This is a genomic window from Bacillus sp. FJAT-45066, assembly GCF_002335755.1.
Classification (GTDB): domain Bacteria; phylum Bacillota; class Bacilli; order Bacillales; family Bacillaceae_I; genus Bacillus_CD; species Bacillus_CD alkalisoli.
The window spans coordinates 1,355,527-1,377,300 of the sequence record NZ_NISQ01000001.1 but is presented as its reverse complement, the minus strand read 5'-3'; the positions used below and the strand labels follow the sequence as shown (position 1 = coordinate 1,377,300).

Below are 21,774 nucleotides of genomic sequence, written 5' to 3'. Positions count from 1 at the left end.
GGATTTGTTAGGTTAAATATTCTAGATAAAAGAGCATAGTTTTTCCTTTTTTGGTTACGATATGAAGAGCAAATTTTATTACAAAAAAGGAGACATCATCATGCCTTATCATAAAGATAAACAACAAGCTTTCCAAGCGGCGCAACAAGGAACAGAGCAAGCACGAGATGTGTACAGTCAAATTGTAAAAAATGACCCTGATTATGGTCAGCATTTAAAAAGATTGCAAAATGAAGTAGATGAAGCTTTAAATCAAATACAAAATGCGCTTGAAGTTGCTTCTGAGACGCAACGCCCTCAACTTCAACAATTTCAACAAGATTTAACTTCTATGATCCAAAATGCTGATTATGATGTAACTGAATAAACAGCAGAAGGCCAACATCTAAAAGGTGTTGGCCTTCGTTATGATTCCTTACTGGTTCTTTTTACGTTTTTTATTGTTCTGCTTTTGAGCTTCTGTTAAAGGTTCGTTTGAAAATTCTTCGTTATAACCTGTTCCTTTTCCTTGCGCTTTTGCTGCATTCATTCCTTCAATCACGTGGTTTGCTTTTCTTTTACCCATAATATAATGCCTCCCTAAATTCTTTTTTGGCTGTGTGTAACATCGCTGTTGATTTCCGCGCATGTCTCCGCTTTCCGCGGGCGGGCCGGGAGCCTCCTCGGCTTCGCCTGTGGGGTCTTCCCGCTCCCCGCTTCTCCCGCAGGACAAGGAAGGCTTCCAAGCGATGCATCGCACGAAGGAAATGCATATGCATTTTCGAAGAGTCTACGACATGCGCTCCAATCAACAGCTAGACATTTATCAAAATCAACACTTTTTTTAACATAGCCATTACTTCCGACAAATTAACGGAAGTAAGATTAGGATGCGCTTTTTAAGGGGAATGATGTATAAGTTAAATTATCCGAAATATAAGTGTAACTTATGTAATTTAATAACTTTATTGATATTTACTTATGATACATGATGTATTAATATAAACACGTAAGCAATTTAAGGTGGGAGAAGCAATCGGGTATTAGCAATAATTGTATTATTTTGTCATAATAAATATGATGATGCATATTCCTACTAAACTATGAGCAGGGGGTTACATAATGACGAAACAAGACGTTTTTAACGCAAGAGCTTCCTTCGATGTTAATGGTAAAACGTATACGTATTACAGCTTAAAAGCACTTGAAGAAGCAAATATCGGTAACGTATCTCGTTTACCATACTCTATTAAAGTGTTACTTGAATCCGTTTTACGTCAAGTAGACGGGCGTGTTATTACGAAAGAGCACGTTGAAAATTTAGCAAAATGGGGCACAGATGAACAAAAGGACATTGATGTACCTTTCAAACCATCTCGTGTTATTTTACAAGACTTCACAGGAGTTCCAGCTGTAGTTGACTTAGCTTCTTTACGTAAAGCAATGGCAGACTTAGGTGGAAACCCTGACAAAATTAACCCAGAGATTCCAGTTGATTTAGTTATCGACCACTCTGTACAAATTGATAAAGCAGGTACGGCTGATTCTTTAGACTTTAACATGAATTTAGAATTCGAACGTAACGCTGAGCGTTATAATTTCCTAAGCTGGGCTAAGAAATCATTTGATAACTATCGTGCGGTTCCACCAGCAACTGGTATCGTTCACCAAGTTAACTTAGAGTTTTTAGCTAATGTTGTTCATTCTGTTGAACAAGACGGCGAATTAGTTGCTTTCCCAGATACACTTGTAGGTACTGACTCTCATACTACAATGATCAATGGTATCGGTGTTCTTGGTTGGGGTGTAGGTGGTATTGAAGCAGAGGCTGGAATGTTAGGTCAACCTTCTTACTTCCCAGTACCTGAAGTTGTAGGTGTAAAACTTACTGGAACATTACCAAATGGAACAACTGCAACAGACCTTGCATTAAAAGTAACGCAAGTGTTACGTAAGCAAGGTGTTGTAGGTAAATTCGTAGAGTTCTTCGGACCAGGAGTTCCAGAACTTCCGTTAGCAGATCGTGCTACTATTGCTAACATGGCACCAGAGTATGGAGCAACTTGTGGATTCTTCCCTGTAGACGAAGAAGCACTTGACTACTTACGTCTAACTGGCCGTGATGAAGAGCATATTAAAGTGGTAGAAGAATATTGTAAAGCAAATGGATTATTCTTTACAAAAGAAGCTAATCCAATCTACACAAATGTTGTAGAAATAGATTTAGGTGAAATTGAACCTAACCTTTCTGGACCTAAACGTCCTCAAGACCTTGTACCTCTTTCTATGATGAAAGAAACGTTCCACAATGCACTTGTTGCTCCACAAGGAAACCAAGGTTATGGATTAACACCTACTGATATTAATAAAGAAATAGAAGTTACACTAGGTTCAGGCGAAAAAACTACAATGAAAACTGGTTCTATCGCAATCGCTTCGATTACTTCTTGTACAAATACATCTAACCCATACGTTTTAATCGCGGCTGGCTTAGTAGCGAAAAAAGCTGTTGAATTAGGAATTGAGGTTCCTTCATTCGTTAAGACTTCTTTAGCTCCAGGTTCAAAAGTTGTAACAGCTTACTTAAACGATTCTGGTTTACAACCATATTTAGACCAATTAGGTTTTAACATCGTTGGTTACGGTTGTGCAACTTGTATTGGTAACTCAGGTCCATTAGCAGATGAAATCGAAGAAGCAATTGCTGCAAACGATTTATTAGTAACATCTGTACTTTCTGGTAACCGTAACTTCGAAGGGCGTATTCACCCTCTAGTGAAAGGTAACTACTTAGCATCTCCACCGCTAGTTGTTGCTTACGCGTTAGCTGGTACGGTTGATATCGACCTTCAAAGCGATGTAATCGGAAAAGGTAAAGACGGTCAAGACGTTTACTTCAAAGACATCTGGCCAGCTATGGACGATGTTAAGGCACTTGTTAAATCAACTGTTACTCCAGAACTATTCCGTAAAGAGTACGAAACAGTATTTGATGATAACGAGCGTTGGAATGCGATTGAAACTTCTGACGAAGCTTTATATACATGGGATGATGATTCTACTTACATTCAAAACCCTCCATTCTTCGAAGGGTTATCTGCTGAAGCAGGAACAGTTGAACCATTATCTGGATTACGCGTAGTTGGTAAGTTTGCTGATTCAGTAACAACTGACCACATTTCTCCAGCTGGTTCAATTGGTAAAGATACTCCAGCAGGTCGTTACTTACAAGCAAATGGAGTGGAGCCTCGTGACTTCAACTCTTATGGTTCTCGTCGTGGTAACCATGAAGTAATGATGCGTGGTACGTTTGCAAATATTCGTATCCGTAACCAAATTGCTCCAGGTACTGAAGGTGGATTGACTACTTACTGGCCAACAGACGAAGTTATGTCTATTTACGATGCTTGTATGAAGTATAAGCAAGACGGTACTGGTCTAATGGTTATCGCTGGTAAAGATTATGGTATGGGAAGCTCTCGTGACTGGGCTGCTAAAGGTACGAACCTATTAGGTATTAAGACAGTTATCGCAGAAAGCTTTGAGCGTATTCACCGCAGTAACTTAGTACTCATGGGAGTTCTTCCTTTACAGTTTAAAGACGGCGAAAGTGCTGAAATCTTAGGCTTAACAGGTAAAGAATCTTTTGAAGTACACGTTGATGAGTCCGTTAAACCTCGCGACATGATCAAAGTAGTAGCTACTGATGAAGAAGGCAACAAAAAAGAATTCGAAGCACTTGTTCGTTTCGATAGTGAAGTAGAAATCGACTACTACCGTCATGGTGGTATTTTACAAATGGTATTACGTGACAAACTAAAAGCGTAATATTCATATAAAGCAAGCTAACCTTTCTTAAAAAAGTTAGCTTGCTTTTTTTTTGTTAGCTATGTTAAAAATTAGTATTGAAAACTAAATACTATTTTACCTGTTGATTTGCGTGCAAGGCTGAGACTCCTGCGGGAGAAGCGTGGAGCGGGAGACCCCATAGCTCTTGCGCCAAGGAGTAGGTTTTTTCACGACAGTTGAAAATAACCTTCCTTTTTACCGCCCGCGGAAAGCGAAGCCTTGCACGGAAATCAACAGCGAACTTTAACACAGCCTTTTTGTTAAAAAATAGACACAGGCAAAAAGGTGGGATTTAGATGTTGGATATGTTTTAATTACAATATATAAATAAAAGTTTGAGGTAATGTTAATGGATTCTATACATATTGGACCAATTGTTATTCAGAAGTATATGATTGTCCTTCTTTTTGCTATCCTTGTTGCATATTTATATATAACAATAATGCTTTTTAAACAAAAAGAAGTGTTAAAAAAAGTGGAAGATCATTTAGTATCGACATTGCTTTTATGGATATTAGTGTTTAAATTTAGTATCATTCTTTTTAGACCTTCCATTATTTGGACCAATCCTTTAGGGTTAATTTATTTCACTGGTGGAACAAATGGAATGTATTTAGCTAGTATAGTAAGTATCCTGTTCTTTTATATTTTAGCTAGGTATAAATCAAAATTAGATAATAAAACAATAGGTATAATAGTGATACCTACAATAGGTATCACTTATAGTCTGTATTATATTTTAATGAATTTATTTTAATAAAGGGTGAATAGGTTGAAAAAGATAATTGCTATATTGTTTTTAGTCGGACTTGCAGGATTTGCAGTTTTTCAAACGTTAAGCAGTGATCGAAGCGCAGAAGTTGGAGTTGCTGTTGGAGATAAAGCAATGGATTTTGAACTTCCATTATTAGATGGAACGGTTGTTAGGCTCTCGGACTATGAAGGAAAAAAAGTCATTTTAAATTTTTGGGCAACATGGTGCCCACCTTGTAAGGCAGAAATGCCTGAGATGCAAGATTTCCATATAGATAACAAAGATAATGATGTAGTAATACTTGCGGTAAATCTAACAGAACAAGATACAATTGCGAAGGTTAACGAATTCGTAGATGAAGGTGGCTTCACCTTTCCGATTCTTTTAGACGAAAAAGGAACTTGGAGACATTACCAAGTATTAACCATGCCGACCACATACTTCATTGACACAGAAGGTATTATCCGAAACAAACATATTGGAGCCATGACCTACCAAACAATGGAACAACAAATCAAAAGAATGAACTAAACAACCATCTCGGTTGTTTTTTCATTTTCTGAGATAGGTTAAACACTGTATAAATTTGCATGTACAGCGAGCCGAAAAAAGTACCCATAGAAACATTAATAAGTACAGATAGCGGATGTAAAACTATCCATAAGGTGAAAAAAAGTACCGATAGAATTGAAAAGTATTGATAGACAGGGAAAAAGTACCTATAGAACGACTAAAAGTACCCATAGAAACAATAAAAAGTATCAATAGCATATGTAAAACTATCCATAAGAGGAAAGAAGTCCCGAATAAAAAAACAAATTTTCATATAATTTTAATAATTTAACCTAATTCTCATTAATTTGTCAGAAAGTTATCATAATTTTAAAGTTTTTTGGACATTATAACTATTATAATAACTATTAAGAAGGTGATAATAATGAGAAGAATGAGAAAAAGATCTTTTGAAGAACTTGTCCTTGAGAATAAACAAGAACTATTAAAGGACGAAGAGGCTTTAAAACGTATTGAAGACAGACTAGAAGAAAAAATGTTAAATAAAGCGGAATAAGCTTATCCTATATTTGGTTTGTATGAATCCCTTCTACTTTACAAATAGTACAAGTAGGAGGGGATTTTTAATGAGTAATCCAAAAAAACATAGTCAACCTTTCAAACCGAACCATATTGGTACTCAGTCACACTCTGCTGGAGGTAACAAAGGAAAACAAATGCAAGACAAATCCGGTCAACATGCACAAGTAATACAAACTAAAGGTGAGTAAAACTGGTGAACAAAAACTGGATTTCATCAGTTTTTGTTTGTGTTGAAATAATTCAGTAGTACCCAAGTTTTTCAAGAAATGAAAGCTAAAATTATTGTACAAAATAGTAACGTACCGGTATTACTATTTAGGAGGAATAGTCATGACACATAAACATCACCAAGCGAAACCAGACGATCGTAGTGATAATGTAGAAAAATTACAAGATATGGTGCAAAATACAATAGAAAACATCGAGCAAGCGCATGAAACAATGCAGTTTGCAGATGGTGAAGAAAGAGCAAGAATTGAGGCGAAAAATGCTCGTCGTGAGGAAAGCATTCAAGCAATGCGAAGTGAAATTAAAGACGAAGCAGCAGCTAGAGAAAACGGTTATCAATAATTTACTTAAAGAGGCTATGACAAAGCTATATTGAACTAAGAAAAATCCGAACATTATCCCTAATTTATAGGGATAACTCGGATTTTTTTACACCTTTCTAGCAGATGATTGGAGTGCAAACCGAAGACTCCTCGAAAATGCTAACGCATTTCCTTACGAAGGATGTATCGCTCCGTAGCCTTCCTTGTCCTGCGGGAGAGCGAGTTAAGTGAGACCCCACTGGCGCTTGCGCCGAGGAGTAGGTTTTTTCAAGGCAGTTAAAATAACCTTCCTTTTTACCGCCCGCGGAAAGCGAAGGTTTGCACTCCAATCATCTGCGGTATAAAATCCTGACACTAATAGTTCGGCATTAAAGATAAATTTTTAGTTATGTCGCAGTCTCTTTTCCAGGCAAAATACTTTAGGGAGAAAATGCTCTATGGTATGATGTTGAAATAGTAAGTTAATTGGGGGAGTATACATGTTAGTTTCTACGAAAGAGATAGAAGTCCGCTATGCCGAAACAGATCAAATGGGTGTAGTATACCATGCAAATTATTTAGTTTGGATGGAACTTGGAAGAACACAATTAATAAAAGATTTAGGCTTTTCCTATGCTCAAATGGAGATAGATGGTATCATTTCACCGGTGATTGATATTCAGGTTTCTTATAAAAAGCCGTTAAAATACGGAGAAGTTGCAACGATTGGCACTTGGATTGAAAAATATGATGGCTTTCGCTCTGTATACGGATACGAAGTTCTTACACCATCTGGTGAAGTAGCTATTATAGCAACATCATCACATGTTTGTGTGAATAAAGAAACGTTCAGGCCAATTAAGTTTAAAAAAGTTTATCCCGAGTGGCATGAGGCATACGAAAAGGCGAAAAAGCAAGGAGAATAAGATGGCTTTTGGAATTAAAAGAGCTGAGTTAATGAGCTGGAAGAGAAAAGTGGAAAATGGCGATATTGCTTTTATTACTCATTATTGGGTTCATCCGAAGTTTCCGCATATACATACTGTAACAAAAGTGGGCTGTTGTGATATAGAGCACTTAGTAAAGTGGGGAGAGAAGTACGGATTGAAGAGTGAATGGATTCATAACCGTGAGCAGTTTCCACATTTTGATTTGATAGGGGAAAAGCAATTAGAAATATTGGAAATAGAAAATCAATGGGATCAAATTAATAAATTTTTAAAAAGGAAATAGGTAAAATCCTATTTCCTTATTGGTATTCAAACGTTGGTTCATGTAGTGTGGTATTAAAGCCAACATGCAAGTCATGGCCATCAAAATACCAAGCTTCGCTTTCTTCTACGTAAAAGGTTACTCCACCTTTTTCAACAGATGCTACTGGGTTGTCTGGGGCTTGTTTTTCTATCCCAAGAGAGAATCCTTTTTGTACTGTACTACATCCACCGTAGCGTACTTGAAAGCGAATGCTATCTCCATCTTGTAAAAGTAGTTCTTCTTTATACCAGTTTAATGCCTCATCAGAAATGGAAATTTTCATGGTGTTGCTCCTCTCAACTTGTCGGATAGTTATATTATATCTAATGAAATGAATATGAACCAAACGATATACCTTCTAAGGAGAAAAAAATGAAAATTCCGTATACCATTTGTTTTATTATGAAAGAAGACAAAACGTTAATGTTATATCGAAATAAGAAACCAAATCAACATAAGTGGAACGGGGTTGGTGGGAAAATTGAGTCAGGTGAAAATATTTTTAGCTCTATTAAGCGTGAAATTATGGAGGAAACAGGTTTACTAGCATTGGAATTAGATTTCAGCGGAATCGTCACATGGAATGAAGAAAGCGGAATGTACGTTTTCATTTGTAGGAAGTTTGAAGGTGAAGTTCTGGAGGGGCCAGAGGGGAAGTTGGAATGGAAAAGTACCGATTGGGTAATTACAAATAATAAAGTTGTATCCAATATAAAATATTTCCTTCCTCAAATGCTAAAACAGGATCAACCGATAAAAGAACACGCTTTTTACTACAATGGATGTGGAGAAATTGTTGATTATCAAATAAACGAGATGATTCCTTCTATATTTGACGAAGTTACTACTACTACTAAAAAAAGATAAAAAACAACGACAGTGAATTATCAGCTGTCGTTGTTTTCATTACCTATTTCGTGGATTGTTTATCCATTGATACATATGATTCATCATTTCTTCTGTTTTTGCTTGTGCGTTTGGCAAGCCGAATGAAGCAGCGTCTTTTAATGGGACAACGTGAAACTTACTATTAGCTTGTTGTGATACAAACGTTGGGATGAAGTCATCTACTGTTATTTCCAACTTTGACTCTCCAGCCCCTACACTTTTCGAAACTCGCAGTTGTACTACTCCACCAATATCTTTATAATCCCACTTTTGCCCTGAAAGGAAATTTCCTAAAGAGTATATGACAAACATTTTTCCGCCGTCTTTTCTTTCAATAAACTCCATCGGTTGTAAGACGTGAGGGTGATGTCCGATGACAATATCCACACCGATACCGGCTAGAAAGTTAGCAAGCTCTTCTTGCTCTTTATTAGGATATAAAATGTACTCTACTCCCCAGTGCATAGCCACAACGACAACATCCGAATTTTGCTTAGCATGAGCTACATCTTTTTTAATAACTTCTTTATCAATTAAGTTAACTAAATATTCCTTTCCATTTGGAATAGGAATCCCGTTTGTACCGTACGTATAGGATAGAAAAGAAAAGATAAGTCCATTTTTTGTTATCGTTCTTAATGTACTCTGGTCGTCAAAATCTTTATAGCCCCCAACATACTCCATGCCAATTTTTTCATAGTGTTTAATGGCGTTTTGAACGGCTATTTCTCCACGATCAATCGTATGGTTGTTTGCAATACTTACAATGTCTACTCCTGCTTCTAGTAAGGCGTCAGCAACCTCATATGGGGTGTTAAACGTAGGATAAGTGGATAAACCAATTTCTGTTCCACCAACCATTGTTTCCTGATTAGCAATCGAAATGTCTGTTGTTAACAAGAATTCTTTTACTCGAGCTAACATTGGATTAAAATCGTATCCATCATTTGTTTTTGCAGCATTATAGACCGTACTATGAATTAATAAATCACCTACGGCTGAGATAGTTGCTTCGGCATTATAAGATTTTTCGTAAGTATTAACCGTTTTACTACTATGGGTAGAAACATACTGAAGTTCTATTAGGCCATCTACATTGTTGCTATTAAAATTTGCTATTAATAAGGTGAGAAAGATACCTCCTATAGTGACGATTAATAGAATGGGGATGAGTATCGTTTTGTTAAACTTCATAAAGTAGCTCCTTCTTTTCCAATGATTCCAATTATTACTATCTATACTATATAAAAAATCTGTATTCATTGGTAGATTTATTTTTTCGAAAATTGGAATTATTTGCAGGATATTTAATTCGGTTGTCGAAAATTGTTATGGAAGCATATATAAAAGGGGGAAGAGTCTCTTGTTAACTTTTAAAAAACCAGGGGTAGAACAATTTTTTCGTGTAAATTTTATTCAGAATTTTGCAGTAAGTCCAGACGAGAGTCAAATTGTGTTTAGTAGTAACTTCACAGGCCATTATAACTTATGGGCAATGGATTTGCCAAATACGTTTCCATATCAATTAACGTTCCATAATCAAAGTTGCCATAGCTTAACTTACGATAAGAACAATAACTTCTTGTTAACTAGTTTTGATCATGATGGAAATGAATTAGCTCAAATTTATGCTTTACCGACTAAGGGTGGAGACTTAAAGCCAGTTCGTGTGCAGGAAGATGCAAGACATATGCAGCCACAGTTGTCCCATGATGGAAAGAAGTTATATTATACAAGCTCCAAAGGTAATCCTACTTTTTTAAATACATATTGTTACGATCTTGAAACGGAAGAAGAAACGGTAGTATTGGAAGGAGAAGGAGCGGCAACTTATTTAGTAGATGTTTCAAAAAATGAAAAATCTTATATTACGTTAAAACACTTTGCTAATACTTACTCACTAGCCTATCTAGTAGAGAATGGTGAGCAACACTTGTTAACTCCTCCTACTGAAAAGCAACATACAGTAAGTGGAGCAATTTTCGCATCCGAAGGTTCTATTTACTTTTTAACAAACTTTGAAGAGGACATGACGTATTTAGCTCATTTTGATATTCATACGAAAGAGTTCTCCCGTGTACCAACAAAGGAAGGAATTGAATTTAGTGATATTCAATTTGATAAAGAAAATGGATTACTATATTTATGTTCATCTGTTGGAGTCGTAGATGAATTATACACCTTTAACATAAACGAAAACACACTTACTAAAGTAGACTTGCCAGTAGATTCTATTGATAAAGTAGTTGTTGCTAAGAGCGGTAATGTTTATATTTTAGGTCGTTCTGCTGTTATGCCTTTTAATATTTTTAAGAAAGAATTAGGGAGTTCTGAGTGGTTAAAGCTTACTAATTATCAAGTTCCAGGAGTAACGGAAGATGAGTTAAGTGATCCAGAAGTTATTAAATATCCTTCTTATGATGGATTAGAAATTGAAGCGCTCTTTTTCCGTCCGAAAAAAGATGTAGATAATGGGCATGTTATTTTATGGCCACATGGTGGACCACAAGCATCTGAGCGAAAGTTTTTCCGCTCTTACTTCCAGTTTGCTATTCATCAAGGATATAGCATTTTTGCACCTAACTTCCGAGGGTCTTCCAACTATGGGTTAAAATTTATGAAGATGGTGGAAGGAGATTGGGGTCATGGTCCACGTCTTGATAATATTCATGGCTTGGAGTGGCTTATTGAAAATGGTTATGCAAAACGTGATAAAATTTTCTTAATGGGCGGTAGTTACGGTGGTTACATGGCATTATTGCTCCATGGTAGACATCCTGAATATTTTAAAGCAGTTATTGATATTTTCGGTGTAAGTAACTTATTTTCTTTCATTGAATCTGTACCAGAGCACTGGAAACCGGTTATGAAACAGTGGGTTGGAGATCCTGTTGAAAATAAAGAGAAGTTAACGGAAGATACACCAATCACTTATTTAGAGACGATGACAAAGCCAATGCTAATTATTCAAGGGGCAAATGATCCTCGTGTCGTAAAGGCGGAATCAGATCAAATCGTAGAAGCTTTACAAGCAAAAGGTAGAGAAGTGGAATACTTAGTGCTAGATGACGAGGGTCACGGATTCTCGAAAAAAGAAAATGAGGTTAAGGTATATCAAACAATCTTACAATTCTTAAATAAACATTTGTAATTGTAAACAAGAAGGAGGTGGTCCGTTCATCTCCTTTGTTTATATATAACTATGTAAAGCTTAGAGGTGATAATTTAATACTTAAAACCTGTTGATTTTCGTGCAAGGCTGAGACTCCTGCGGAAAAAAGCGTGGAGCGGGTGACCCCACAGGCGCTTGCGCCGAGGAGGCTCCCGGCACGTCCGCGGAAAGCGAGGCATTGCACGAAAATCAACAGCGTTATTTAACAAACAAAATTAAAAAAGCCTGAACCACCAATTAATTGGGTTCAGGCTTTTGTTATAACCACTTTATTTTTGGTTCTGTCTTATTCATAATACGTTTAATGTTTGTTTTATGTTTATAAATAACAAAAACCGTTAGTATTGTAACAATAACAATCAGCGGTATATCACCAGTAAAGAAGCTGTATGTAGAAATCACAAGCCCAGTAATTATGGAAGAAAGAGATACCATTTTCGTTAAATATAAGCCTAAAAAGAAACATGCTAGCATGACAAAAAACAGAATCGGCGCGTAAAATAAAATAACTCCACCAGAGGTTGCTACAGCTTTACCTCCTTTAAACTTCGCGAATACTGGATAAACATGTCCAAAAACAGCAGCAGCTCCGACAATTAACGGATGAAGCAACGTTTCTACCCCGAATAATTGTAAAAATAGAAATGGTAATGCAGTTGCAAGAGTTCCTTTTAATATATCCCCTAGCGTAACAAGCAAACCGGCTTTAACTCCTAATGTACGAAAAGTATTAGTTCCACCTAAGTTACCACTACCGTGTTCTCTAATGTCAATACCGTAACCAATTTTACCTATTAATAATGCAAAGGGAATGGAGCCTAAAAGATAAGCAAGAATAAAAATTATAATTTCAATCATTCTAAAACTCCTTTATATAGTCCTTATACTTAAATATATGTTAAAACGTTTAAAATGCAAAGATAAAATTAAACAATTATTTAATTTGTATTCTTTTTTCTTACTTCCTCCCTTACTATAGACGTAGGGAGGATTGGAGCAATGGATAATTTAGAAGTGATAAAGAAGAAAAAATTACAGAAACCAGTCATTATATTAGGAATTTGTTTTGCCATTTCATTAATATTAACAAGTTTCGTATGGATTATTTATCCTTTACCGTCAAAAGAAAAAGTACTTTTTACACAATTGAATCATCCTATTTTGTTTAAAGGGGAGTTAATGGCAGACGAGGCACTTATACAGGATGATGTTATCTATTTGCCAGTCGCATTTTACTTGAAACATATTGACCCGCAAGCAATGTTAGATGAGGAATCAAATTCTATCATCATTACAACAAAAAATAAAGTAATGCAAATGCCATCCGATTCCTTAACATACTTTGTTAATGAAGAAGAATTCACCATACAATTTCCCACTCTAATGGAAGCACAATCAAACCTTTACGTTGCGATTACACCTTTACTAGAATATTATTCTATTTCGGTAGAATTATTACCTTCAACAGGCATTGTAAAAATAATGGAACATGGAGAAATTATGCTAGAAGGAATCGTCTTAGAAGCAAAAGAACATTTATTAAAAGTAAGAACTGGCCCTTCTTTAGTAGAGCCGTTCTATTCAAACCTATTTGATGGGGAGTCTGTTGCAATTGTAATGGAAGAGCAAGGGTTTTATTATATTCGACAAAATCATGGAATAGCTGGATACGTTCCGAAGGACGTAATTGAGCTAAAACAACCATCTGTAGTGACTTTAAACAAAGAGTATGAACCTGTTACAATGCCTAGGATGGACTGGCCGATCAACTTAACATGGGAAGCTGTATATTCGTACAACCCTGATACAAATAGTTTACCAACAATGGCTGGTATTAACGTTGTTTCACCTACATGGTTCCATATAGCCAATGAAGAGGGTGATATTTCTAATCTAGGTTCCATGGAATATGTTCAATGGGCAAAAGATCGTGGGTATCAAATATGGGCTTTATTTGCGAACGACTTTACCGACTTAGATATGACACATGAAGTGTTTCGTAGCTATGAAACGAGACAGAAAATGATTAGGCAGCTGCTCGCTTATAGTCAAATGTACGAATTAGATGGAATTAACTTCGATATTGAAAACGTAAGGGTGGAAGATGGTCCATATATAACTCAGTTTGTGAAAGAAGCAACACCGCTTTTGCATCAAGCGGGTCTAGTAGTTTCAATGGACGTTACGTTTATTTCGCAAAGCCCTACATGGTCCATGTTTTATGAGCGAGAGAAACTTTCCAATATTGTCGATTACATGATGATAATGGCGTATGACGAACATTGGGGTACTTCCCCTGTTGCAGGAAGTGTAGCTAGTTTGCCGTGGGTGGAAGAAAATTTAAAGAAGATTTTAAAAGAAATTCCTCATGAAAAACTCGTACTTGGTATTCCGCTTTATACTAGACTGTGGAAGGAAGAAGAAACGGAAGCTGGAAACATACAAGTTTCTTCTAGAGCATTAAGTATGACTGCGGTAGAAAATTGGGTAAAAGAGCGAGAACTGACTCCAATATTGGACGAAGATTCAAGGCAAAATTACGTAGAATATTTTGATTAAAAAGAGAATGCTACGTATAAAATTTGGTTAGAGGATGAACACTCATTACAACAAAGAGTGCAGTTGATCCATGACTATCAATTAGCTGGTATTGCAACGTGGAGTCGTTTCTTTGCAAATAACGATGCCTGGGAAGTGATGAACACAAATACGAAACAAGTGGACGTTTTTCGACAAAGAAAAGCAGGAGAATAGTCGCTCTATGTTAAATTAAATAGATAGCGGGTAAACCTATTAGTATAACAACAATAGAAAGGGGTTCTGAAATGAGTGTACAAATCCCAACTCGTCAAGAAATGGGCGAGATTTTAAATAAGAGTAAAACAATAGCGGTAGTTGGCTTATCAGCTAATCCTGAAAAAACATCTTATATGGTGTCAAAAGCAATGCAAGATGCAGGGTTTAAAGTTATTCCAGTCAATCCAACTGTTGAAAAGGTTTTAGGAGAAAAGGCAGTAGCTACCTTAAAAGATATTAAAGGTCACGTCGATATCGTCAATGTATTTAGGCGTTCCGAGCATTTATATGACGTAGCTAAGGAATTTGCAGAAATTGATGCAGATGTGTATTGGGCTCAGCTTGGTTTGATCAATGAGGAAGCATACCATTTTTTAAAAGAAAAAGGTTACACTGTTATTATGGACCGATGTATTAAAGTAGAGCATGCACTAACAAGATAGTAAGGGAAAGTCCTTGTTGTTTTCTTTAAAACAAGGGCTTTACTCGTTCTTCCTAAATCGTGAACAAGCTTATATTTCTACAGTAAATTACAGTTTCTTTAGAAAAGGTGTTGGCTTATTACGATTTACCTTATACAATAAGGCATAGACAGTGTGGAAATGTATGATAAGATAAATACGAATATTTGTTTGTATTTACCTTTCAGCAATAATTGCTGACCAAAAAAGAAAGCTACTCTGTAAAGAGACATTGTTAAGTTTGAATTCATTTAGCTGTTGATTGTAGCGTAAGCCGTAGACTCCTGCGGAAAAGCGGGGAACGGGAGACCCCACAGGCGCCAATGCGCCGAGGAGGCTACCGGCCGGCCCGCGGAAGGTTTACGCTACTATCAACAGCGTTATAAAAAGTCGCTTAATAAAAAAATTAAAAGTAGTTTTCTTTTTTGGAACAGAGATAAAGAGATAGAATTGATTGTTTGAGTAGTGAAAGGGGTATGTTTTTGTGTCAAAAAAGCCAATAGAATACAATGATGATGCCATTCAGGTATTAGAAGGACTCGAAGCAGTTCGAAAACGCCCAGGAATGTATATAGGAAGTACAGACAGCCGAGGACTTCACCACCTAGTATATGAAATTGTAGATAACTCAGTTGATGAAGCTTTAGCAGGTCATGGCGACCATATCATTGTTACGATACATAAAGATAATTCCATTAGTGTTACCGATAAAGGACGTGGTATGCCTACTGGTATGCACAAAATGGGTAAACCAACACCTGAAGTTATCCTAACTATCCTACACGCAGGAGGAAAGTTCGGACAAGGTGGATATAAAACGAGTGGTGGTCTGCACGGTGTAGGTGCATCTGTTGTTAACGCACTTTCAGAATGGTTAGTCGTAACGATTAAACGAGAAGGCTATGTTTACGAACAACGTTTTGAAAATGGAGGGAAGCCTGTTACGACATTAGAAAAAACGGGGACAACTCGCCAGTCAGGAACGACTATTCATTTTAAACCAGACAAATCCATTTTTAGTACGCTTGTTTACAATTATGAGACCTTATGTGAGAGATTACGCGAATCTGCTTTCTTACTTAAAGGTTTAAAAATAGAATTAAATGACTTAAGACACGATCAAAAAGAAGTATTTTATTATGAAAATGGAATAGAAGCGTTTGTCGAATATTTGAATGAAGAAAAGGATTCTTTACATCCTGTTGTTTTCTTTGAAGGGACACAAAATGGAATAGAAGTGGAATTTGCCTTTCAATTTAATGACGGATACTCTGAAACCATTTTATCTTTTGTTAACAATGTTCGTACAAAAGATGGCGGAACGCATGAAGCTGGTGCAAAAACTGCGATGACTAGAGTATTTAACGAGTATGCAAGAAAAGTAAGCTTGCTGAAAGACAAAGATAAAAACTTAGACGGAGCGGACATTCGTGAAGGTTTAAGCTCTATCGTAAGTGTAAGAATTCCAGAAGAGATGCTACAATTTGAAGGACAAACGAAAGGGAAACTAGGAACAAGTGAAGCTCGTTCTTCCGTTGACGCCATGGTGTCAGAGCATTTAGCTTATTTCCTTGAAGAAAATCCTGATACAAGTATGATGCTTGTTAAAAAAGCAATAAAAGCATATCAAGCACGTGAAGCGGCTAGAAAAGCGCGTGAAGATGCACGTAGCGGGAAAAAGCGTAAAAAATCAGATACGGTTTTAAGTGGTAAATTAACACCTGCTCAATCTCGCAATCCTCAAAAAAATGAGATTTATCTAGTGGAGGGTGACTCTGCCGGTGGTTCTGCTAAACAAGGCAGGGACCGCAAGTTTCAAGCTGTACTTCCATTACGAGGGAAAGTTATAAATACAGAGAAAGCAAAATTAGCAGATATTTTTAAAAATGAAGAAATAAACACGATTATCCATGCAATTGGTGGTGGAGTTGGACCTGATTTCACCGTGGAAGATATTAACTACGATAAAGTAGTTATTATGACGGATGCGGATACTGACGGAGCTCACATTCAAGTACTTTTACTAACGTTCTTCTATCGTTATATGAAGCCATTAATCGAGGCTGGTAAAGTGTTTATTGCACTACCACCACTATATAAAGTGAGTAAAGGGACTGGAAAGAAAGAAGTTATCGAATATGCTTGGTCAGAGCAAGAATTACAAGTTGCGATGAAAAAAGTAGGTAAAGGATATATAATCCAACGATATAAAGGTCTTGGAGAGATGAATGCAGACCAGCTTTGGGATACGACAATGAATCCAGAGACGCGTACGCTTATTCGCGTACGCATTGATGATGCTGCAAGAGCGGAAAGACGTGTAACGACGTTAATGGGTGATAAAGTAGAACCTCGTCGTAAATGGATTGAAAGTCATGTGGCGTTTGGCCTCGAAGAAGACCCGAATATTTTAGAAAATGATAATTTATTGGTCGCAGAGGAGGTATAAAGGATGATTACAGAGAAATTTCATGACCTACCTTTAGAAGAGGTTATTGGCGACCGATTTGGACGTTATAGTAAATATATTATTCAAGAGCGTGCCCTACCAGATGCACGTGATGGACTAAAGCCGGTACAAAGACGTATTCTTTATGCGATGCACGTAGAAGGAAATATATTTGATAAGGCGTTTCGTAAATCGGCAAAAACAGTCGGTAACGTAATTGGTAATTATCACCCGCATGGTGATTCATCTGTGTATGAAGCAATGGTACGTATGAGTCAAGACTGGAAAGTACGTAATATGTTAATACAAATGCACGGAAATAACGGAAGCATAGATGGAGATCCACCTGCTGCGATGCGTTATACAGAGGCAAGACTTTCGGCAATTGCTTCTGAGTTACTTCGTGATATTGACAAAAGAACAGTAGAATTTATTCCTAACTTCGATGATACAAGTTCAGAACCAGTCGTTTTACCAGCAATGTATCCTAACTTGCTAGTAAATGGCTCTACTGGTATCTCCGCTGGGTATGCAACAGACATTCCTCCACATCATTTAGGAGAAGTAATTGACGCTACGATTATGCGTATTGATAACCCGACATGTACTTTGGAAGATTTAATGACCGCTGTAAAAGGTCCTGATTTTCCAACAGGTGGAATTATTCAAGGGCTTGAAGGAATTAAAAAGGCTTATGAAACGGGTAAAGGAAAAATTATTATTCGTGGAAAAACGGAAGTGGAGTCTGTTCGTGGTGGTAAACAACAGATTATCATTACGGAGATTCCTTTTGAAGTAAATAAGGCGAACCTTGTTAAAAAGATGGACGAGCTTCGTTTTGATAAAAAAGTAGACGGCATCGCGGAAGTTCGTGATGAAACGGACCGTACTGGATTACGTATTGTTATTGAGTTAAAGAAAGAAGCAGATGCTAACGGCATTTTACATTTCTTATATAAAAACACCGATCTACAAGTGCCATATAACTTTAACATGGTCGCGATTTATAATCGCAGACCGACCTTAATGGGCTTAGCGAATTTCTTAGATGCATATATTGCTCATCAAAAGGAAGTTATCACGAATCGTTCTAAATATGATTTATCTAAGGCGAAAGAACGTCAACATGTTGTTGAAGGTTTAATGAAGGCATTGTCCATATTGGACGAGGTAATTGCGGCAATCCGTGCTTCTAAAGATAAGCGTGATGCGAAGGATAATTTAATTTCTAAGTTTGCGTTTACAGAAGTACAAGCGGAAGCAATTGTTTCTTTGCAGTTATATCGTTTAACTAATACAGATATTACGGCTCTGCAAGCAGAAGCGGAGGAGCTTTTAGCAAAAATTACAGAACTTGAGTCGATTTTAGCTAGTGAATCTAAGTTGCTTTCTGTTATTAAAAAAGACTTAAAGCGTGTGAAAAAGACGTATGAAGATGAGCGTAAATCGAAAATTGAAGAAGAAATTGAAGAGATTAAGATCAATTTAGAAGTTATGATTCCTTCTGAAGATGTAATCGTTACGGTAACGAAAGATGGTTATGTAAAACGTACTAGTATTCGTTCGTATACTGCATCTAATGGGAAAGACTTCGGTATGAAAGAGACCGACCGTATTTTACATAAGCTTGATATAAATACGACGGATACTGTTCTGTTGTTCACTAACAAAGGTAATTATTTATATTTACCTGTTCATGAACTGCCAGACATTCGTTGGAAAGATATGGGGCAACATGTAGCCAATATTGTTCCGATTGATCGAGATGAAAAAATTCTGAAGGCAATTCCAATTAGTAAATTCGAAGAGCCTAAATTCTTATTGTTTATGACGAAAAATGGTATGGTGAAACGTACAGAATTGGCTCATTATAAAGCCCAACGTTATTCCAAACCGTTAGTAGCAATTAATTTAAAAGGGGAAGATGAGGTTATAAATGTTTTCGTTACCGATGGAAAACAAGATATCTTCCTTGCTACTAGAAAAGGTTATGGATTATGGTTTACAGAAGACGAAGTGAATATTGTTGGAGCAAGAGCAGCTGGTGTTAAAGGCATAAACTTGAAAGATAATGATAAAGTAGTAAATGGATTAGTTTTTGCACAAGAGGAAAAGGCATTTTTATTCATTGCAACTCATAGAGGTTCAGTGAAAAAATTAAAGATTACAGAGTTTGATAAAGGCACAAGAGCAAAACGTGGTTTAGTAATGTTGCGAGAAGTGAAAACAAATCCACATGAAATTGCTGCTGTTGAATTGGTAAGAGATAATGTGTTTGTTTATATACAAACAGTAAAAGGCGTTATTGAACAGGTGGATCCAGTTTCATTAAGAAATAATGATCGTTATAGTAACGGTTCATTTGTATTAGATCAGCAAGAAGCTGGGGATGTTGTTTGTAGTTGGGTGGAAATGAAAGAAACTAATAGTGGAAAATAATATGAGGAGAGCGGTGCAAAATAAATTTGCATCGCTTTTTCTTATCAAAATAAGGTTATTTATTGAACGAAATGCAAAATTATAAAACTAAATGAAGTTGTATTTGGCAGTTCTTTACTGAAACATTAAAAGAGAAGTTTGTAATAGAAAGTGAATAGAATTATATAGATTTTTAAATGTACAAATTTATTTAACTTTCGTCTCAATATCAAGAGTATACTCTGGTATTGAGATATTATTTTTGTCTAATTATTAACTTCCGATAATTTATATTAGAAGTTAAACAGAATAGACTTAGTGTTCACTTCTTATAATGTTTGAGTCGGGATAGGAATTTAAAAGTATACGTCCTTAGACATTATGTATACTCTGAGTATGACATAACGCTATTTAGTTTAACCATTTTATCATATACTAAGCATTTACTATTGGATTATATATCAACATCATATCAAAAAAGTCGTATGTTAAATATAGAAGAGTTGGACCATAGAGGTTTACCTAAGATTCTAGAATTTTTGATACACTCGGAATGGTTTGTCGAAAACAAAATTGAAGTTTTGCTAAAAAGAATTATTTGAGAAGGAAGAAGATTTGCAACCACTTATTCGTACAGCAGATCTTGTTGAATGGGTAGAATCAGAATTTCATTAGCTAAAAAGGATGAAAAACAAATGATTCATTTGCAACTCAGTTGACCGTATACTGTGTAGCAAATAACTTCGTTTTCTAAGAGTGTACTTTTACTGTAAAGTGAAGAAGCTTTATTTTATTGGTGGTTGATTTTATACAAACGGTGAAATAAGAAGGTTGGAATTTGCCGTTTGGTGGAAGGAATATAAAAATTTTTGAAGAATAAAATGAAAATATCAAACAAAATCGTAATAACGGAATTAAATTTGTATAGCAAGTAATCTAGATATCAATTTTCTGAACAAGAGTCGAATACAATCTATAATAACGGTGAGCTCACAAGTAAAAGAAATTCATCTGTACAAGTAATATCGTTCGAGCAAAAGACCTTACGTAATTATTTCAGGGATGGTATATGATATTTTAAGGAAGCAAGGAATGTATTTAAAGCACACTAAAAATCTAGAGTTTTTAGTTGTTGCAAACTATTTTGCACAACACCACGAATTCCTAAAATTTCTAAGAAGATTGGTAAATCTTCAGCAATCCTTTTCTTTTCTAACACTATTAGAGATTAACCATACCAAAATGCTACTCTCGTATTTATAGCTTGTGTAACGATTTTAATCGAACGGGGGAATAATATAAAAGCATGGAAAGACGTTGGAAGTATCAATTAATCCAATTAATTAGAGATGAAGATTCAGGAAGAAGAGTTCCTAAATGGCATATAAAAAGTGTTGGATATCATGCAAAAGAATTTCCGGTAATATGTGATCACTCAATGAATTTTACAGGTTCTCCTTTGAATGAAAGAAATGAAGAAGGTATAGATAGAATACCTATTGGTGAGCTTTGTGAGAAGTGCCTTGAAAAAATGCAACTGGAAATTGACGCTTTACATGAAGAGTTAAATTATTATAGGGGAACCACAACATGCGGATCAACAATCGCAATCAGTTTTCAGAAGATGAATTTCAAAAAGTTTTAGCGCAAATAATTGAATCCAATATCCTCATAAGCGATAGTAGTGATTTGGAAGTAAAGGGAAATATATTGGAGTATAGCGTCAGTGACGAAGAATTACTTGCTAATATAGTGGCAGCTGGAATCACCCCGTACCAAAGTGTATCAGAAGACAATGGAGAAATTGGTTTGGAAAGATGGGTGTGGGAAGGTCGAACGTCTGTAAGTTTTCACTGGTGGGGAGTTACTATTTTCTTGAGCAGAACGGCAGTACAAAACCTATTCGGTTTGAAGATTTCTGCTATAGCTTTTATGCTAGGGGTTATGTTGCCACATCCTGTAATATGGGCACTTCTTGTTGTTGCTGCAGAATGGCTCTTTACATTTTTAATTCAGAGGATAGCCCATCCTATATGGCTTAAAGTTCAATTAACTGGGAAAAAAGTTGATTGGGGTCCGCAATTACCATGACACTTAAAAAGGACTGAGGATTATGAGTAAACATAAAC

Annotated in this window: 22 protein-coding genes; 18 read left to right on the top strand and 4 right to left on the bottom strand. The window is 36.2% G+C overall.

Features of this window, described 5'->3' with window-relative positions; all coding sequences use genetic code 11:
- The first annotated feature begins 100 nt into the window (after window positions 1-100).
- Entirely contained in the window at window positions 101-367 is a 267-nt protein-coding gene (locus tag CDZ92_RS07010; RefSeq protein WP_096154533.1) for a hypothetical protein, read from the top strand.
- A gap of 48 nt (window positions 368-415) precedes the next feature.
- Here the strand turns inward: CDZ92_RS07010 and sspO are convergent, their stop codons facing one another.
- The gene (gene sspO / locus CDZ92_RS07005; RefSeq protein ID WP_096154532.1) at window positions 416-565 is read right to left on the bottom strand and encodes a small acid-soluble spore protein O; all 150 of its coding nucleotides are present in this window, start codon (window positions 563-565) and stop codon (window positions 416-418) included.
- Window positions 566-1,101: 536 nt separating this feature from the next.
- On the opposite strand from sspO, the gene acnA reads away from it, so the two are divergent.
- The 8 genes from acnA (at window position 1,102) to CDZ92_RS06965 (ending at window position 7,440) form a co-directional block, all read left to right on the top strand.
- Window positions 1,102-3,807 (top strand): aconitate hydratase AcnA, encoded by a 2,706-nt coding sequence (gene acnA / locus CDZ92_RS07000; protein WP_096154531.1) that lies wholly within the window; start codon window positions 1,102-1,104, stop codon window positions 3,805-3,807.
- Window positions 3,808-4,177: 370 nt separating this feature from the next.
- Window positions 4,178-4,585 (top strand): hypothetical protein, encoded by a 408-nt coding sequence (locus tag CDZ92_RS06995; RefSeq protein ID WP_096154530.1) that lies wholly within the window; start codon window positions 4,178-4,180, stop codon window positions 4,583-4,585.
- Window positions 4,586-4,591: 6 nt separating this feature from the next.
- A complete protein-coding gene (locus CDZ92_RS06990) occupies window positions 4,592-5,113 on the top strand; it encodes a TlpA disulfide reductase family protein (protein WP_406564888.1) in 522 nt (173 codons plus the stop codon).
- 406 nt (window positions 5,114-5,519) lie between these two features.
- Complete coding sequence (locus tag CDZ92_RS06985) at window positions 5,520-5,651, top strand: FbpB family small basic protein (RefSeq protein WP_096154528.1); 132 nt, start codon at window positions 5,520-5,522, stop codon at window positions 5,649-5,651.
- Window positions 5,652-5,721: 70 nt separating this feature from the next.
- On the top strand, window positions 5,722-5,865 hold the full coding sequence (locus CDZ92_RS06980) for an acid-soluble spore protein N (RefSeq protein WP_096154527.1): 144 nt from the start codon (window positions 5,722-5,724) through the stop codon (window positions 5,863-5,865).
- Window positions 5,866-6,007: 142 nt separating this feature from the next.
- Entirely contained in the window at window positions 6,008-6,247 is a 240-nt protein-coding gene (tlp, locus tag CDZ92_RS06975; protein WP_096154526.1) for a small acid-soluble spore protein Tlp, read from the top strand.
- Between the two features lie 460 nt (window positions 6,248-6,707).
- A complete protein-coding gene (locus tag CDZ92_RS06970) occupies window positions 6,708-7,133 on the top strand; it encodes an acyl-CoA thioesterase (protein ID WP_096154525.1) in 426 nt (141 codons plus the stop codon).
- 1 nt (window position 7,134) lies between these two features.
- A complete protein-coding gene (locus CDZ92_RS06965; protein WP_096154524.1) occupies window positions 7,135-7,440 on the top strand; it encodes a hypothetical protein in 306 nt (101 codons plus the stop codon).
- Between the two features lie 16 nt (window positions 7,441-7,456).
- On the opposite strand, the gene CDZ92_RS06960 is transcribed toward CDZ92_RS06965, so the two are convergent.
- Window positions 7,457-7,744: a HesB/YadR/YfhF family protein gene (locus tag CDZ92_RS06960; protein ID WP_096154523.1), complete on the bottom strand. Its 288-nt coding sequence runs from the start codon at window positions 7,742-7,744 to the stop codon at window positions 7,457-7,459.
- 89 nt (window positions 7,745-7,833) lie between these two features.
- Between CDZ92_RS06960 and CDZ92_RS06955 the strand changes: the two genes are divergently transcribed.
- The gene (locus tag CDZ92_RS06955) at window positions 7,834-8,328 is read left to right on the top strand and encodes an NUDIX hydrolase (RefSeq protein WP_096154522.1); all 495 of its coding nucleotides are present in this window, start codon (window positions 7,834-7,836) and stop codon (window positions 8,326-8,328) included.
- Between the two features lie 39 nt (window positions 8,329-8,367).
- Here CDZ92_RS06955 and CDZ92_RS06950 read toward each other — a convergent pair whose 3' ends face one another.
- Window positions 8,368-9,543 carry a CapA family protein gene (locus CDZ92_RS06950; protein ID WP_096154521.1) on the bottom strand — a complete coding sequence of 392 codons (1,176 nt, stop codon included), beginning with the start codon at window positions 9,541-9,543 and terminating at the stop codon, window positions 8,368-8,370.
- A gap of 169 nt (window positions 9,544-9,712) precedes the next feature.
- Here CDZ92_RS06950 and CDZ92_RS06945 point away from each other — a divergent pair, with 169 nt between their 5' ends.
- On the top strand, window positions 9,713-11,500 hold the full coding sequence (locus CDZ92_RS06945; RefSeq protein ID WP_096154520.1) for a S9 family peptidase: 1,788 nt from the start codon (window positions 9,713-9,715) through the stop codon (window positions 11,498-11,500).
- A gap of 279 nt (window positions 11,501-11,779) precedes the next feature.
- On the opposite strand, the gene plsY is transcribed toward CDZ92_RS06945, so the two are convergent.
- Window positions 11,780-12,379 carry a glycerol-3-phosphate 1-O-acyltransferase PlsY gene (gene plsY, locus CDZ92_RS06940; RefSeq protein ID WP_096154519.1) on the bottom strand — a complete coding sequence of 200 codons (600 nt, stop codon included), beginning with the start codon at window positions 12,377-12,379 and terminating at the stop codon, window positions 11,780-11,782.
- 141 nt (window positions 12,380-12,520) lie between these two features.
- On the opposite strand from plsY, the gene CDZ92_RS06935 reads away from it, so the two are divergent.
- From CDZ92_RS06935 to CDZ92_RS06910, 7 genes are all read left to right on the top strand, one after another.
- Window positions 12,521-14,080, top strand: a complete 1,560-nt coding sequence (locus tag CDZ92_RS06935; protein WP_255249798.1) for a glycosyl hydrolase family 18 protein — start codon at window positions 12,521-12,523, stop codon at window positions 14,078-14,080.
- A 63-nt stretch (window positions 14,081-14,143) separates the two neighbouring features.
- Window positions 14,144-14,275, top strand: a complete 132-nt coding sequence (locus tag CDZ92_RS20285) for a hypothetical protein (RefSeq protein WP_255249797.1) — start codon at window positions 14,144-14,146, stop codon at window positions 14,273-14,275.
- Window positions 14,276-14,346: 71 nt separating this feature from the next.
- Window positions 14,347-14,760 carry a CoA-binding protein gene (locus tag CDZ92_RS06930; protein WP_096154518.1) on the top strand — a complete coding sequence of 138 codons (414 nt, stop codon included), beginning with the start codon at window positions 14,347-14,349 and terminating at the stop codon, window positions 14,758-14,760.
- A gap of 502 nt (window positions 14,761-15,262) precedes the next feature.
- A complete protein-coding gene (parE, locus tag CDZ92_RS06925) occupies window positions 15,263-17,227 on the top strand; it encodes a DNA topoisomerase IV subunit B (RefSeq protein ID WP_096154517.1) in 1,965 nt (654 codons plus the stop codon).
- Window positions 17,228-17,230: 3 nt separating this feature from the next.
- The gene (gene parC, locus CDZ92_RS06920) at window positions 17,231-19,666 is read left to right on the top strand and encodes a DNA topoisomerase IV subunit A (RefSeq protein WP_096154516.1); all 2,436 of its coding nucleotides are present in this window, start codon (window positions 17,231-17,233) and stop codon (window positions 19,664-19,666) included.
- 1,285 nt (window positions 19,667-20,951) lie between these two features.
- Window positions 20,952-21,290 carry a hypothetical protein gene (locus tag CDZ92_RS06915; protein WP_096154515.1) on the top strand — a complete coding sequence of 113 codons (339 nt, stop codon included), beginning with the start codon at window positions 20,952-20,954 and terminating at the stop codon, window positions 21,288-21,290.
- Window positions 21,236-21,736, top strand: a complete 501-nt coding sequence (locus tag CDZ92_RS06910) for a hypothetical protein (RefSeq protein WP_096154514.1) — start codon at window positions 21,236-21,238, stop codon at window positions 21,734-21,736. Before CDZ92_RS06915 ends, CDZ92_RS06910 begins: the two co-directional genes overlap by 55 nt.
- Window positions 21,737-21,774: the final 38 nt, after the last annotated feature.

Coding starts and splice junctions, on each gene's coding strand:
- CDZ92_RS07010 (WP_096154533.1), top strand. CDS start 101: ATGCCTTATCATAAAGATAAACAACAAGCTTTCCAAGCGGCGCAACAA.
- sspO (WP_096154532.1), bottom strand. CDS start 565: ATGGGTAAAAGAAAAGCAAACCACGTGATTGAAGGAATGAATGCAGCA.
- acnA (WP_096154531.1), top strand. CDS start 1,102: ATGACGAAACAAGACGTTTTTAACGCAAGAGCTTCCTTCGATGTTAAT.
- CDZ92_RS06995 (WP_096154530.1), top strand. CDS start 4,178: ATGGATTCTATACATATTGGACCAATTGTTATTCAGAAGTATATGATT.
- CDZ92_RS06985 (WP_096154528.1), top strand. CDS start 5,520: ATGAGAAGAATGAGAAAAAGATCTTTTGAAGAACTTGTCCTTGAGAAT.
- CDZ92_RS06980 (WP_096154527.1), top strand. CDS start 5,722: ATGAGTAATCCAAAAAAACATAGTCAACCTTTCAAACCGAACCATATT.
- tlp (WP_096154526.1), top strand. CDS start 6,008: ATGACACATAAACATCACCAAGCGAAACCAGACGATCGTAGTGATAAT.
- CDZ92_RS06970 (WP_096154525.1), top strand. CDS start 6,708: ATGTTAGTTTCTACGAAAGAGATAGAAGTCCGCTATGCCGAAACAGAT.
- CDZ92_RS06965 (WP_096154524.1), top strand. CDS start 7,135: ATGGCTTTTGGAATTAAAAGAGCTGAGTTAATGAGCTGGAAGAGAAAA.
- CDZ92_RS06960 (WP_096154523.1), bottom strand. CDS start 7,744: ATGAAAATTTCCATTTCTGATGAGGCATTAAACTGGTATAAAGAAGAA.
- CDZ92_RS06955 (WP_096154522.1), top strand. CDS start 7,834: ATGAAAATTCCGTATACCATTTGTTTTATTATGAAAGAAGACAAAACG.
- CDZ92_RS06950 (WP_096154521.1), bottom strand. CDS start 9,543: ATGAAGTTTAACAAAACGATACTCATCCCCATTCTATTAATCGTCACT.
- plsY (WP_096154519.1), bottom strand. CDS start 12,379: ATGATTGAAATTATAATTTTTATTCTTGCTTATCTTTTAGGCTCCATT.
- CDZ92_RS06935 (WP_255249798.1), top strand. CDS start 12,521: ATGGATAATTTAGAAGTGATAAAGAAGAAAAAATTACAGAAACCAGTC.
- CDZ92_RS06930 (WP_096154518.1), top strand. CDS start 14,347: ATGAGTGTACAAATCCCAACTCGTCAAGAAATGGGCGAGATTTTAAAT.
- parC (WP_096154516.1), top strand. CDS start 17,231: ATGATTACAGAGAAATTTCATGACCTACCTTTAGAAGAGGTTATTGGC.
- CDZ92_RS06915 (WP_096154515.1), top strand. CDS start 20,952: ATGGAAAGACGTTGGAAGTATCAATTAATCCAATTAATTAGAGATGAA.
- CDZ92_RS06910 (WP_096154514.1), top strand. CDS start 21,236: ATGCGGATCAACAATCGCAATCAGTTTTCAGAAGATGAATTTCAAAAA.